Source organism: Nocardioides ganghwensis (assembly GCF_014779655.1).
Taxonomy (GTDB): Bacteria; Actinomycetota; Actinomycetes; order Propionibacteriales; family Nocardioidaceae; genus Nocardioides; species Nocardioides ganghwensis.
The window spans coordinates 283,041-295,962 of the sequence record NZ_JACXYX010000002.1 but is presented as its reverse complement, the minus strand read 5'-3'; the positions used below and the strand labels follow the sequence as shown (position 1 = coordinate 295,962).

Below are 12,922 nucleotides of genomic sequence, written 5' to 3'. Positions count from 1 at the left end.
CGGAGGGCCATGTCGGCGGACGGATCTGGGGGTGGGACGGCGCCTGGGCGTCGAGCGCCCGGACGCCGTCCCACGTCAGGTGATCAGGAGATGCCGGCCTCGGCGCACAGGTCGGCGAACTCGCCGGTGCACACGTCCTCGGCCTTCTGGCCACCGTCCTCGATCACGTCACCGACGTTGTCCTTGGTGATGGACTGCGGCTCGAGCAGGATCGAGGGGACCTCGGTGTCGTCCGAGGAGTCGACCGTGGTGCCGGTGACCTCTGCCTCCTCGCCGTTGGCGAGCGCGATGGCGACGTCGGCCAGGGCCTGCGCCTCCTGCGTGGCGGACTTGTAGACCGTCATGCACTGGGTGCCCGCGAGCACGTTCTGCAGGCCCTCGACCGTGGCGTCCTGACCGGTGACCGGGACCTTGCCGGCCTGGCCGTTGCCCTCGAGGATGCTGATCGCGGCGCCGCCGAGACCGTCGTTGGCGGCGAGCACGCCGTCGACCTTGCCGTCCGCAGCGGTGTAGAGCTGCTGGAAGATCGTGGCGGCCTCCTCGTTGTCCCAGTCGGGGACGGCCTGCTCACCGACGACGGTGTAGCTGTCGATCTCGTCGAGCACGCTGTGGGCGCCCTCGGCGAACAGCGTCGCGTTGTTGTCGGTGGGCGAGCCGTTGAGGTAGACGATGTTCGCCTCCTTGTCGCCGAGGCAGTCCGCGAGGCCCTGGCCCTGCAGCTCGCCGACGACGGTGTTGTCGAAGGAGACGTAGTACTCCGCCGAGCCGCCGAGGGTGAGGCGGTCGTAGTCGATGGTGGCGACGCCCTGCGAGGCGGCCTTCTCCTGGATGGCCGCGCCCGACTCGGAGTCGAGGTTGACGATCGCGAGGACCGTCACGCCGTCACCGATCATGGTGTCGGCGATCTGGGTCATCCGCTCGGCGTCACCCTCGGCGTTCTGGATGTCGTAGTCGACGCCGGCCTCCTCGAAGGCGGCCTCGAGGGCCGGGCGGTCCGCGCTCTCCCAGCGCACCGAGGACTCGGTGTCGGGGAGGATGACGCCGACCTTGCCGACCTCGGCGGCGCTGCCGCTGTCGTCGCTGCCACTGCCGGTGCTGCCGCCGTCGTCGCTGCCGCATGCCGTCAGGGTCAGGGCCGCACCCACGAGGGTGACGAGGACCAAGTTGTGCTTCCGCTTCACGCGAACCGCCTCCTAGCGATTTCGTGCACGTCGGCTAGTGTCCTCAGCCGACGGGCATATGTTGTTCCGGACAACATATGGAGTGACGGTCATCACGTCCAGACCGTCGCCCGCCCCGTTGCCGCTTCGTTACCAAAACGGGTCGCAGAGGTGTCACTGGACTGGTCCACCGTCCCGCCACCACCCGGCCGGGACGGCTAGCGTGGGCGGATGACCGAGCTCGTCGTCTCCGCCCCGTCCGTCCACCGGTCCGACGAGGTCCTCACGACCGAGGCGCTCGCCTTCGTCGCCGACCTCGACGAGCGCTTCCACGTACGCCGTGACGAGCTGCTGGCCGCGCGCCGGGACCGCCGGGCGGAGGTCGCCCGGACGGCCACCCTCGACTTCCTCCCCGGGACGGCCGCGGTCCGCGCGGGCGACTGGACCGTGGCGCCGGTGCCGGAGGCGCTCCGCGACCGGCGGGTGGAGATCACCGGCCCGACCGACCCCAAGATGGCGATCAACGCCCTCAACTCCGGCGCCCGGGTGTGGCTGGCCGACCTCGAGGACGCCAACACTCCCCACTGGCGCAACGTCGTCGGGGGCCAGCTCACCCTGCGCGACGCCACCCGCGGGTGCCTGGCGTTCACCTCGCCCGACGGCCGGGAGTACGCCGTCGCCGACCCGGCCACCGCACCGGTGGTCCTGCCCCGTCCGCGCGGCTGGCACTTCGACGAGGCGCACCTGACCCGGGAGGGGCGGCCCGTGGTCGCGGCGCTCGTCGACTTCGGGCTCCACGTCTTCCACAACGGCCGCGAGCTGCACGAGCAGGGGCGCGGGCCCTTCTACTACCTGCCCAAGATGGAGTCGCACCTCGAGGCGCGGTTGTGGGACGAGGTGTTCACCCACGCCGAGGCCACCTTGGGGCTCCCCCACGGCGCGATCAGGGCGACCGTGCTGATCGAGACGATCACCGCGGCCTTCGAGATGGACGAGATCCTCCACGAGCTGCGCGACCACGCGGCCGGGCTCAACGCGGGCCGCTGGGACTACCTCTTCAGCATCATCAAGAACTTCCGCGACGCCGGGGCGGACTTCACCCTCCCCGACCGCAACGCGGTGACGATGGCGGCCCCGATGATGCGGGCCTACAGCGACCTGCTCGTGCAGACCTGCCACCGCCGCGGCGCCTTCGCCATCGGCGGCATGGCGGCCTTCATCCCGAGCCGGCGCGACCCCGAGGTCAACGAGCGCGCCTTCGCCAAGGTGCGCGAGGACAAGACGCGCGAGGCGACCGCCGGCTTCGACGGCTCGTGGGTGGCCCACCCGGACCTCGTCCCGCTGTGCGCCGAGGTGTTCGACGGCGTCCTCGGCCCCCGGGACAACCAGCTCGACGTACGCCGCGAGGACGTCGCCGTCACCGCGGCCGACCTCCTCGCCGTGGACCGCACGCCCGGGGAGCGTACGGAGCAAGGGCTGCGCGGCAACGTGCGGATCGGCATGCACTACCTCCACGCGTGGCTCTCCGGCAACGGCGCGGCGGGCATCGACAACCTCATGGAGGACGCGGCGACGGCCGAGATCTCCCGCTCGCAGGTCTGGCAGTGGGTCCACACCGGCGCCACCCTCGACACCGGCGAGGTGATCGACCGGGCCCTGGTCGAGCGGCTCGTCGACGAGGAGCACGCGGCGCTGGAGGCCTCGCTGGGCTCGGTCGACCCCGACGCGCGACGCCTGTTCGTCGGGTGCGCGCTCGGGGACGACTACCCGGACTTCCTCACCCTGCAGGCCTACGAGGTGCTGCTGGCTCGCGGGGAGTGACGGGCCGGACGAAACCGCCGGAGGCGACCTGGTCGCCGCCCACCCACACCTCGGCGACGTCGGCGTCCCCGGCGAGCGCGAACACCTTGCCGAGCGCCGACTCCGGGGAGTCGGCGTGCCGCAGCCCGAGGTCGAGCGCCGTGCCCGGCGGCGGCCGGAGCAGCACGGCGTCGAACTGCTTGCCCTCCGACAGGTCGCCGACGGTGTCGGCCAGCCCCAGCGCGGCCGCTCCCGCCGCAGTGCTCAGGTGCAGCAGGTGGCCGGCGCCGAGCGGCATCCCGTCGTCGCCGAGCAGGTGCTGGAGGAAGTAGGCCTGCAGGCCCTCCTTGAACACCGAGAACCCGGTGCCCGCGCCCACGTCGCTGCCGAGCGCGACCCGTACGCCCGCCGCGAGGTGGCGCCGCAGCGGGAAGATGCCGGAGCCGAGGGCGGAGTTGCTCGTCGGGCACCACGAGACGGAGGTGCGGCGCGCCGCCATCACGTCCAGCTCGGCATCGGTGGGGTGCACATCGTGCGCCAGCACCGACAGCGGCCCCAGCAGCCCGTGGTGGTCGTAGGTGTCGACGTAGTGGTCGCGGTGGGGGAACTGCCCGGCGACCGTGGCGACCTCGGCTGAGTTCTCGTTGACGTGGGTGGTGAACAGCGATCCGCCGACCTCGTCCAGCACGGAGGCGCAGGCCGCGAGCACCGGGTCGGAGGCGGACAGCGCGAAGCGCGGCGTCACGGCATAACGGATCCGGCCGCGTCCGTGCCAGCGGCTCGCCAGCCCCAGGGCCTCGGCGTACGCGCGGTCGGGGGTGGTGAGCAGCGGCTCGGGGAGGATGCGGTCGCTGACGACCAGCCCGGTCGTCACCCGCAGCCCGTAGCGCTCCGCCTCCGCGAGCAGCAGGTCGACCGCCGGTGCGAAGTGCGAGCCGAAGACGAGCGAGGTGGTCGTCCCCGCCGCGATGAGGCTCGCGACGAACTCCTCGGCGATGGTGGCGGCGTAGTCGGGCGACCCGAGGTGCACCTCCTCCGGCAGCGCGCACCGCTCCAGCCACTCCAGCAGCGGCATGCCGAGCGCGCCGATGACGCGCACCTGGGGGAAGTGCACGTGGGTGTCCACGAGTCCCGGCAGCAGGAGGCCGGCGCGGAGGTCGAGCACCGGGGTGCCCGGGTGCGCGGCCGCGACGGCGGCGTACGGGCCCCGCATGACGATCACCCCGTCGTCGGACACCGCGAGGCCGAGGTCGTCGTCGTAGCGGAAGCCGGGGGCGGCGGTCGCGGGGTCGAACGGGTCGTCGGGGGTGTCGTAGGCCCGGGCGCGGTAGACGACCGGGACGCTCATGCCTTCGCTCGCGAGCGGTCGGCGGCGAACGCCTGGAGCAGCTCCGCCGCGACCGACACCGCGATCGCGGCCGGCTCCTTGGCGTCGAGCCCTGGCAGCCCGATCGGGCACCTGATCCGGTCGACGTGTGCCGTGTCGTGCCCCTCGACCGCCAGTCCGGACCGGAAGCGTGCCCACTTGGCGTCCGACCCGATGAGCCCGATCGTGGCGAGGTGGGTGCAGCGCAGCGCGGCGTCGCAGAGGGCGAAGTCCTCGGCGTGGTCGTGGGTCATCACCAGCACGTGGGTGCCCGGCGGGACGGATCCGAGCGCGAGCTCGGGCACCGGTGCGTGGTGCACGCGTACGCGCGCCGTCCCCGCCTCGAGCACGGCGAGGCGCTCGTCGGTGAGCTGCTCGGCGCGCGAGTCGACGAGGTGCAGGTCGAGGTCGTGGGCGGAGAGGATGCGGGCCAGCTCGAGCCCCACGTGGCCCACCCCGAAGACCGCGACCGCCGGGACGACGGGCAGCGGCTCGAGCAGGAGCGTCACCTCGCCGCCGCAGCACTGCCGCCCGTGGTCGGTGCGCGCCTTGTCGCTCAGCCCGAGGACGAGCTGCTCGGGTGCGACGGCGTACGCCTCGAGCATCGTGCGGGCCCGGACGAGCGCGGTCTCCTCCAGGTTGCCCCCGCCGACGCTCCCCCACGAGCGCCCGGCCGCGACGACCATCTTGGCGCCGGCGTCGCGCGGGGCGTGCCCGCGCACGTCGGCGACGGTGACGAGCACGCCCGCCTCCCGCTCCGCGCGGAGTCGTTCGACTGCGGCCAGCCAGTGCACGTCAGCCCCCCGCCGTGCCGCGGTCGGCCTGCTCGGACCGCGGGTGCAGGGCCGGCGCCGTCGGGTCGGGCCGGTCGGGGACGGCGCCGGGCAGGCCCTCGACCACGTGGTCGGACCCGGCGCTCCGCGCGCGCTCGGCCGCCCAGAACACCGCTTCGGGGGTGGCCGGGGAGGCGAGGTCGACGCTGGTGCCGTCCGGCCCGAAGGCCGCGGCCGCCTCGCGCAGCGCCTCGCGGACCGCGAACGCGAGCATGACCGGCGGCTCGCCGACGGCCTTGGAGCCGTAGACCACACCGTCCTCGTGGGCGTGCTCGAGCAGCGCGACGTTGAGCTCGTCGGGCAGCTCGCCGATGCTCGGGAGCTTGTAGGTGCTGGCCGCCTGCGTGGTCAGCCGGCCGCGGCCGGGACCCGACGACTCGTCCCACCGCAGGTCCTCCAGCGTCAGCCAGCCCACGCCCTGCACGAACCCGCCCTCCACCTGCCCGAGGTCGACGAGCGGGGAGAGGCTGTCGCCGACGTCGTGGACGATGTCGACGCGCCGGGTGCGGTAGGCGCCGGTGAAGCCGTCCACCTCGACCTCCGCGGCAGCGACGCCGTAGGCGAAGTACTTGAACGGGTGGCCGCGCATGACCGTGGAGTCCCAGTGGATGCCCTCGGTCCGGTAGAAGCCCGCCGCCCACAGCTGCACCCGGCTGAAGTAGGCCTCGCGGACGAGGTCCTCCCACGGCAGGCCGCGCCCCGCGTCGACCTGCCGCAGGCGCGAGAGGATCTGCTCGCAGGCGTTCTTGACGGCGCCGCCGTTGAGGTCGGCGCTCGAGCTCGCTGCGGTGGCGGAGGTGTTGGGCACCTTGTCGGTGCGGGTCGGCGCCAGGCGGACCTTGCCGAGCGGTACGCCGAGGGAGGTGGCCGCGACCTGGAGCATCTTCGTGTGCAGGCCCTGGCCCATCTCGGTGCCGCCGTGGTTGATCAGCACCGAGCCGTCCTTGTAGACGTGCACCAGCGCACCCGCCTGGTTGAACGCGGTGAAGTTGAACGAGATGCCGAACTTCACCGGGGTCACCGCCAGGGCACGCTTGGTGTGCTCGTGGGCGGCGTTGAAGGCGGCGATCTCCCTGCGGCGCCGCTCGACCTCGCCGGTCGTCATCACCTGGTCCCACGCGGCGGCGACGCGCTCGGGATGGCGCACCACCTGCCCGTAGGGAGTGGCCTGGCCCTCGACGTAGAAGTTGCGGCGGCGCAGCTCGACCGGGTCGATGCCGAGCAGTGGGGCACAGCGGCCCAGCACGTCCTCGACCACCAGCATCCCCTGCGGCCCCCCGAAGCCGCGGAACGCGGTCTGGGAGGTCTTGTGGGTGTGGGCGACCCGGCCGTGGAGGAGCACGTGGGGGATCCAGTAGGCGTTGTCGACGTGGCACAGCGCCCGCGCGAGCACGGGCTCGCTGAGGTCGAGGCTCCAGCCGCCGTCGGAGGTCAACGTCGCCTCGAGCGCCGTCAGGCGTCCGTCGTCGTCGAAGCCGGCCCTCCACTGGGCGTGGAAGCCGTGCCGCTTGCCGGTCATCGTCATGTCGTGGGTGCGGCTGAGCCGGAGCCGGACCGGCCGGCCGGTGAGGACGGCGCCGAGCGCGGCGACCGCAGCGAAGCCGTGCGGCTGCATCTCCTTGCCCCCGAAGCCGCCGCCCATCCTCAGGCACTGCACGGTGACGTGGTGGCTGTCGAGGCCGAGCACGTGGGCCACGATCTCCTGCGTCTCGGTCGGGTGCTGCGTGCTGCTCTGCACGAACACCTGGCCGGCCTCGTCGACCAGCGCGAGCGAGGCGTGGGTCTCGAGGTAGAAGTGCTCCTGTCCGGCCATCTCGGTCACGCCGCTGAAGACGTGGGCCGCGCCCGCGAGGCCCTGCTCGACGTCGCCCCTGGCGACGACGGGCTGCCCGCCCTGGAAGCTCTCTGCCTCGATCGCCTCGGTCAGCGACACGATCGCGGGGAGCGGCTCGTAGTCGACCTCGACCGCCTCGGCGCCCAGCCGCGCGGCCTCGAGGGTCTCCCCCAGCACCCAGCAGACCGCGTGCCCGACGAACATCACGATCTCGGGGAACAGCGGCTCGTCGTGCTTCACACCCGCGTCGTTGGTGCCGGGCACGTCGTCGGCGGTCAGCACGCGCACCACACCCTCGACCGCCAGCGCCCGCGAGGTGTCCAGACGGGTGACCCGGGCGTGCGGGTGCGGCGAGCAGACCGGGTGCGCGTGGAGGACGTGGGGCGTGCGGTGCACCAGGTCGTCGGTGTAGAGCGCGTGGCCGGTGACGTGCTGGGCGGCGCTCTCGTGGGCCAGCGCGCGACCGACCGCGGCGTCGTCGGGCCGGCGGGACAGGTCACTCATGCGGACCCTCCTCCCTGCCATGCCTGGTCCCACCAGGCCTTGAGGGCGTTGCCCAGCATGGCCGAGCGGTAGGCAGCGCTCGCGCGCTGGTCGTCGATGGGCGTCCCCTCTCCCGCGAGGACGGCGGAGGCCGCCTCGACCGTGTCGAGGTCCCACGGCCTGCCCTCGAGGGCGGCCTCGGTGGCCAGCGCGCGCACCGGGGTGGCCGCGACGCCGCCCAGGCCGATCCGGGCGCGGGCGACGGTGCCGTCGACCACGTCGAGCGCGACCGCGACGGCCACGCTCGAGATGTCGTCGAAGCGGCGCTTGGCGATCTTGCGGAACGTCGTGTGCGCGGCCAGCGGGGTCGGGACGCGGACCGCGCGGACCAGCTCGGCCGGGCGCAGCACGGTCTCGCGGTAGCCGGTGAAGAAGCCGGCCAGCGCCACCTCGCGGTCGCCGGCGGCCGAGGCGAGCACCAGCCGCGCGTCCAGCGCCAGCAGCGCCGGAGCGAGGTCGCCGATCGGGGACGCGGTGGCGACGTTGCCGCCGATGGTGGCGCCGTTGCGGATCAGCCGCGAGGCGAACTGCGGCCACACCTGCGCGAGCAGCGGCACGTCGTCGCCGAGCGCGGCCTCGACCTCGCTGAGGGTGAGGGCGGCGCCGATCTCGACCCCGTCCGCGCCCGTCGTGAGGTCGCGCAGCTCGGGAAGGCGGTCGACCGCGACGACGTACGCCGCCCGCCGGCCGCGGAGGTTGGCCTCCACGCCCCAGTCGGTGGAGCCGGCGAGGACCGTCGCGTCGGGGTGCTCGGCGAGCAGGGCGAGGGCCTCGGCCAGGTCGGCCGGGCGGGCGAAGCCGTCGACGCGGGTCGGGGCCGGCGGCGGTGCGGGCCGGTCCTGGCGCCCGGCCAGCGGGTCGGCCGGCGACGGGGAACCTAGGGCGCAGGCAGCGTCGCGGATGGGCCGGTAGCCGGTGCAGCGACACAGGTTGCCGCCGATGGCGTGGACGTCGAACCCGTCGGGACCGGGCGTCCGGTCGGGGCGGTAGTACTCGGCTGCCATCGAGCACACGAAGCCCGGCGTGCAGTAGCCGCACTGGGAGCCGCCGGCCTCGGCCAGCCCGGTTTGGACCGGGTGGAGGTCGTCGGGGCCGCCGAGACCCTCGGCGGTCACCACCTCCTGGCCGTCGAGCGCGAGGGCGGGCACGAGGCAGGCGTTGACCGGCGCCCAGCGGCTCCCGTCCCCGTCGGGACGCGCCACCAGCACCGCGCACGCGCCGCACTCCCCCTCGGCGCAGCCTTCCTTGGCCCCGGTCAGGCCGAGGCCGCGCACGAAGTCGAGCGCGTTGGTGTGGGCCGGCACGCCGGCCAGCGGACGCGGCTGCCCGTTGACGGTGATCTGTGGCTCGGCCACGGTCCTCCCCTCGGCCCGGGCAGGGGTGCCCGGCGCTCGCATGGTTGGGAGTCACGGGCCGCCGGTTGTCCATGCGGAACGACGACCTGCCACCTCTCATCCTACGTGACGCGGGCCACGTCGGCAGTGAGATCGGTCACCGCCCAGTCGCGGCGTCAGCCGCCGTACGGACGCAGCCGCGGGTGCCGGTTGACGTCCTTGTAGAGCAGGTAGCGGAAGCGACCCGGTCCCCCGGCGTAGCAGGCCTGCGGGCAGAAGGCGCGCAGCCACATGAAGTCGCCCTCCTGCACCTCCACCCAGTCCTGGTTGAGCAGGTAGACCGCCTTGCCCTCCAGGACGTAGAGGCCGTGCTCCATGACGTGCGTCTCCGGGAACGGGATCGCGCCGCCGGGCTCGAAGGTCACGATGTTGACGTGCATGTCGTGCCGCACGTCGAGCGGGTCGACGAAGCGCTGCGTGCCCCACGCCCCACCGGTGTCGGGCATCGGCTCGATCGCCACGTCGTCCTCGTGGACCACGAACGCCTCGGGGACCTCCACGCCGTCGACGCGCTCGTAGGCCTTGCGGATCCAGTGGAACGTCGCGGTCTCGCCGGAGGTGTTGCGCAGCGTCCAGGTCGTGCCGGGCGGGAGGAAGGCGTACGACCCGGGGCGCAGCGCGTGCGCCCCTCCCCCGTCCGCGCCACCGATCCGCATCTCGGCGGACCCGTCGACGACGAACAGCACGGACTCGGCGTCGGGGTCGTCGTCGGGCCGGTCCGACCCGCCGCCCGCCGCCACCTCGACGACGTACTGGCTGAACGTCTCGGCGAAGCCCGACAGCGGCCGCGCGATCACCCACAGCCGGGTGTCGTCCCAGTGCGGCAGCCGGCTGGTGGTGATGTCGCTGAGGGTGCCGCGCGGGATCACGGCGTACGCCTCGGTGAAGACCGCCCGGCCGGACTGGCCGGTGGTCAGGTCGGTCTGCGCCGCCAGCCCGCCCCGCGGGACCCAGTAGCTCATGCACGTCTCCTCAGCAGCCGACCCCGTGGCCCGGCCGACACGTCGACCGGGAGCCCGCGCAGCCAGGTGGCCCGCACGGTGCCCGTGAGCGTACGCCCGGCATAGGCCGAGACGGGGTTCTTGTGGTGCAGCCGGGCGGGGTCGACGACCCATGCCTCGTCCGGGGCGAAGACGCAGAGGTCCGCCTCGGCGCCGACGGCGATCTCGCCCTTGCCGGCCAGTCCGACGCGACGGGCCGGGGCCGTCGCCATCCACCGCACCACGTCGGCCAGCGGTACGCCGCGCTCGCGCGCGGACGTCCAGACGACCGGCAGGCCGAGCTGGAGGGAGGCGATGCCGCCCCAGGCGTCGGCGAAGTCGCCGGTCTCGGAGCGCTTGAGCTCGGCGGTGCACGGCGAGTGGTCGCTGACGACCATGTCGATGTCGCCGCTGCCGAGGGCGGCCCACAGCGCGTCGCGGTTGTCGGCGTCGCGGATCGGCGGGCAGCACTTGAGCTCGGTGGCGCCGTCGGGGATCGAGCCGGCCTCGAAGTGCAGGTAGTGCGGGCAGGTCTCGACCGACACGTCGACGCCCTCGGCGCGGGCGGCACGCAGGGTGGGCACGGCACCCGAGGCACTGAGGTGGACGACGTGGGCGCGGGCGCCGGTGGCGCGGGCGGTGTCGACGACGAGCGCGATCGCCCGCTCCTCCGCCGCGTCGGGTCGGCTCTCGAGGAACCCGCGGTAGGCCGTGCCGTGGGCGCACTCGGCGACCTCGTCGGCGTCCTCGGCGTGCACGACCATCAGGGCGCCGAGCCGCGCGACCTCGGCCATCGCGGCCGCGAAGTCGGCCGGCGGGAGGTGCGGGAACTCCTCGACGCCGGAGTCCAGCAGGAAGCACTTGAAGCCGAAGACGCCGGCCTCGTCCAGTCCGGCGAGGTCGCCGACGTTGCCCGGGACCGCTCCGCCCCAGAAGCCGACGTCCACCCAGACCTGGCCATCGGCCACGTTGCGCTTCTCCTCCAGCGCCGCGACGGTGGTGGTCGGCGGGATGCTGTTGAGCGGCATGTCGACGATCGTGGTCACGCCGCCGGCGGCGGCGGCGCGCGTCGCGCTGGCGAACCCCTCCCACTCCGTGCGGCCGGGCTCGTTGACGTGCACGTGGGTGTCGACCAGGCCGGGGAGCAGCACCTCGTCGTCGGCCAGCTCCACGACCTCGGGCGCCTCGAGCTCGCCGTACGCCGTGACCGCGACGACGCGACCGTCGCGGATGCCGACGTCGGCCGGGCGCTCCCGGCCTCCGACGACCGCCCGCCGGGCGCGGACCACGATGTCGGGCTCGTCCGTCACGCTCAGCTTCCCCGGTAGGTCGAGTAGCCGAAGGGGCTCAGCAGCAGCGGCACGTGGTGGTGCTCGGCAGCGGAGAGGGTGAAGGCCACCACCACCTCGGGATAGAAGGTGACCTCGCCGCGGGCGGCGTACCAGGCGCCGGTGTCGAAGCGCAGCCGCAGCGCGCCCGCTGGCAGGTCGGCGGCGAGGTCACCGATCCGGCCGTCGGCGTCGGTGACCGCCTCGGCGAGGACCGTGCCGTCTGAGGTCTCCAGGGTGACCGCGACGCCGGCGGCGGGCCGGCCCGCCGCCGTGTCGAGGACATGGGTGCTCAGCGAAGCTGTCGTGGCGGCCATCAGGACAACGCCTCCTTCATGCGCAGGACCGCGATCTGCGTCAGCTGGTCGATCGTCATCGCGCGCTCGGTGTCGTCATCGTTGTCGAGGCGCTGCCGGAGGTGGTCGAGGATCTCGGGTCCGGTGCGACCGGCCGCCCTGACGATGAAGACCCGGCCGAAGCGCTCCTCGTAGGCCCGGTTGCCATCGGCCAGCCGCCGGGCGAGCTCGGCGTCGGACGCGTCCACGCCCGACTGCTCGCGGGTCGAGTGGTCCGCGTCGTGCTTCGCGGCGTCGGCGCGCTCGCCGATGCGCGGGTGCCGCGCGAGGGCCTGCTCCAGGTCCGCGTCGTCGAGGGTCGCCGCCGCGGCTCCCATGCCGGCCGCGAGCTCGCCGAGGTCGGCGTACGGGCGCCCCGCGAGGACGCGGTCGGCCCAGCCGGGCGCGTCGAGGCAGGTGAGCAGCTGCTCGCGGGCCTGCTGCTCGTCGGCCTCGTTGAAGGCCTCGAGTCCCGGTGTGGTCGTGCTCATGACGGCTCCCCCTCGCGCACCACGGTCGCCTCGATGAGGCCGTACGGCCGGTCGGCGGCGATGAAGACCTCGCCGGCGTTGTCGAGGCCGAAGGGCTCCAGGTCGACGAGGAAGTGGTGCTTGTTGGGGGCCCTGAAGGCGATGGCCTGGATGTCGCCATGCGCCTCCAGCACGGCCCGCCCCATGGCGTAGAGAGTCTCCTGGAGGGCCCGGCTGTGGGTCGTGGCGAAGGTGGCGAGCATGATCGCCCGCACGTCGGCGTACGTCGCGTTCCAGTCGATCCCGTCGACGCGCGCGTAGGTCCACTCGGCCCGCAGCGCGGTCGCCAGGATGCGGTCGTCCGCGTCGGGGAGCGTCGTGTACTCGTCGTGCAGGAAGTCCTTGAACTCCGAGCCGGTGGACTTCAGCACCACGAGGTCCTCGAGCCCGGCGCGGACCTCGGTGCGGTCGCGCTCCACGTCGACCCTGGCGAGGCGGACCTCACCCCCTCGCCGCACGAACGAGTGGTCGTGGCCCCGCCCGTCGACCTCGATGCGGTCCCAGGCGTACTCCTCGACCTTCACTGACGCACCCCGGGCGGCGGGAGTGGCCTCGAGGAGCCGACCTCCGAGGGCGATCGCGTAGTCCTCGGGCGAGGCGACGCCGTGCTTCTTGGCGTAGGCGAAGGCCGTGTTCTTCTGGGTGTCGGTGGGCAGGACCTGCGACTGGTCGCCGTCGGTGTGCGCTGCGGCGAAGTCGCCGTGGAGCGCCGTCGAGACGTTTAGGTCGCGGATCTCGTGGCGCGCGGTGTCGCGCACGATGCGTACGACCCGCGACTCCGCCTTGCCGTAGCGGTTCGGTCCCAGCACGATCCCCATC

At 73.5% G+C, this 12,922-nt stretch carries 11 protein-coding genes; 1 reads left to right on the top strand and 10 read right to left on the bottom strand.

Translation table 11 applies throughout. The features are described from left to right. Positions 1-83: 83 nt before the first annotated feature. Positions 84-1,181 (bottom strand): sugar ABC transporter substrate-binding protein, encoded by a 1,098-nt coding sequence (locus tag IEZ24_RS03640; RefSeq protein WP_129455567.1) that lies wholly within the window; start codon positions 1,179-1,181, stop codon positions 84-86. A gap of 210 nt (positions 1,182-1,391) precedes the next feature. Between IEZ24_RS03640 and aceB the strand changes: the two genes are divergently transcribed. Then, the gene (aceB, locus tag IEZ24_RS03635; RefSeq protein ID WP_129455566.1) at positions 1,392-2,981 is read left to right on the top strand and encodes a malate synthase A; all 1,590 of its coding nucleotides are present in this window, start codon (positions 1,392-1,394) and stop codon (positions 2,979-2,981) included. Here the strand turns inward: aceB and IEZ24_RS03630 are convergent. The 9 genes from IEZ24_RS03630 to pucL all read right to left on the bottom strand — a co-directional run bounded on the left by IEZ24_RS03630 (position 2,938) and on the right by pucL (position 12,921). After that, entirely contained in the window at positions 2,938-4,308 is a 1,371-nt protein-coding gene (locus IEZ24_RS03630) for a guanine deaminase (protein WP_129455565.1), read from the bottom strand. The genes aceB and IEZ24_RS03630 overlap by 44 nt on opposite strands. After that, positions 4,305-5,120, bottom strand: coding sequence for a xanthine dehydrogenase accessory protein XdhC (xdhC, locus tag IEZ24_RS03625; protein WP_129455564.1), 816 nt, complete (start codon positions 5,118-5,120; stop codon positions 4,305-4,307). Before xdhC ends, IEZ24_RS03630 begins: the two co-directional genes overlap by 4 nt. A gap of 1 nt (position 5,121) precedes the next feature. Beyond that, positions 5,122-7,497: a xanthine dehydrogenase molybdopterin binding subunit gene (gene xdhB / locus IEZ24_RS03620; RefSeq protein WP_129455563.1), complete on the bottom strand. Its 2,376-nt coding sequence runs from the start codon at positions 7,495-7,497 to the stop codon at positions 5,122-5,124. Further along, entirely contained in the window at positions 7,494-8,891 is a 1,398-nt protein-coding gene (locus IEZ24_RS03615; protein ID WP_129455562.1) for a xanthine dehydrogenase small subunit, read from the bottom strand. The genes xdhB and IEZ24_RS03615 overlap by 4 nt, the downstream gene beginning before the upstream one ends. 155 nt (positions 8,892-9,046) lie before the next feature. Continuing rightward, a complete protein-coding gene (locus tag IEZ24_RS03610) occupies positions 9,047-9,892 on the bottom strand; it encodes a bifunctional allantoicase/(S)-ureidoglycine aminohydrolase (RefSeq protein ID WP_129455561.1) in 846 nt (281 codons plus the stop codon). Continuing rightward, entirely contained in the window at positions 9,889-11,220 is a 1,332-nt protein-coding gene (allB, locus tag IEZ24_RS03605; RefSeq protein WP_207206843.1) for an allantoinase AllB, read from the bottom strand. The genes IEZ24_RS03610 and allB overlap by 4 nt, the downstream gene beginning before the upstream one ends. 2 nt (positions 11,221-11,222) lie before the next feature. Next, positions 11,223-11,555 (bottom strand): hydroxyisourate hydrolase, encoded by a 333-nt coding sequence (gene uraH / locus IEZ24_RS03600; RefSeq protein WP_129455559.1) that lies wholly within the window; start codon positions 11,553-11,555, stop codon positions 11,223-11,225. Continuing rightward, positions 11,555-12,064 (bottom strand): 2-oxo-4-hydroxy-4-carboxy-5-ureidoimidazoline decarboxylase, encoded by a 510-nt coding sequence (gene uraD / locus IEZ24_RS03595; protein ID WP_129455558.1) that lies wholly within the window; start codon positions 12,062-12,064, stop codon positions 11,555-11,557. The genes uraH and uraD overlap by 1 nt, the downstream gene beginning before the upstream one ends. Next, positions 12,061-12,921, bottom strand: coding sequence for a factor-independent urate hydroxylase (gene pucL, locus IEZ24_RS03590; RefSeq protein WP_129455557.1), 861 nt, complete (start codon positions 12,919-12,921; stop codon positions 12,061-12,063). Before pucL ends, uraD begins: the two co-directional genes overlap by 4 nt. Between the last annotated feature and the right edge of the window lies 1 nt (position 12,922).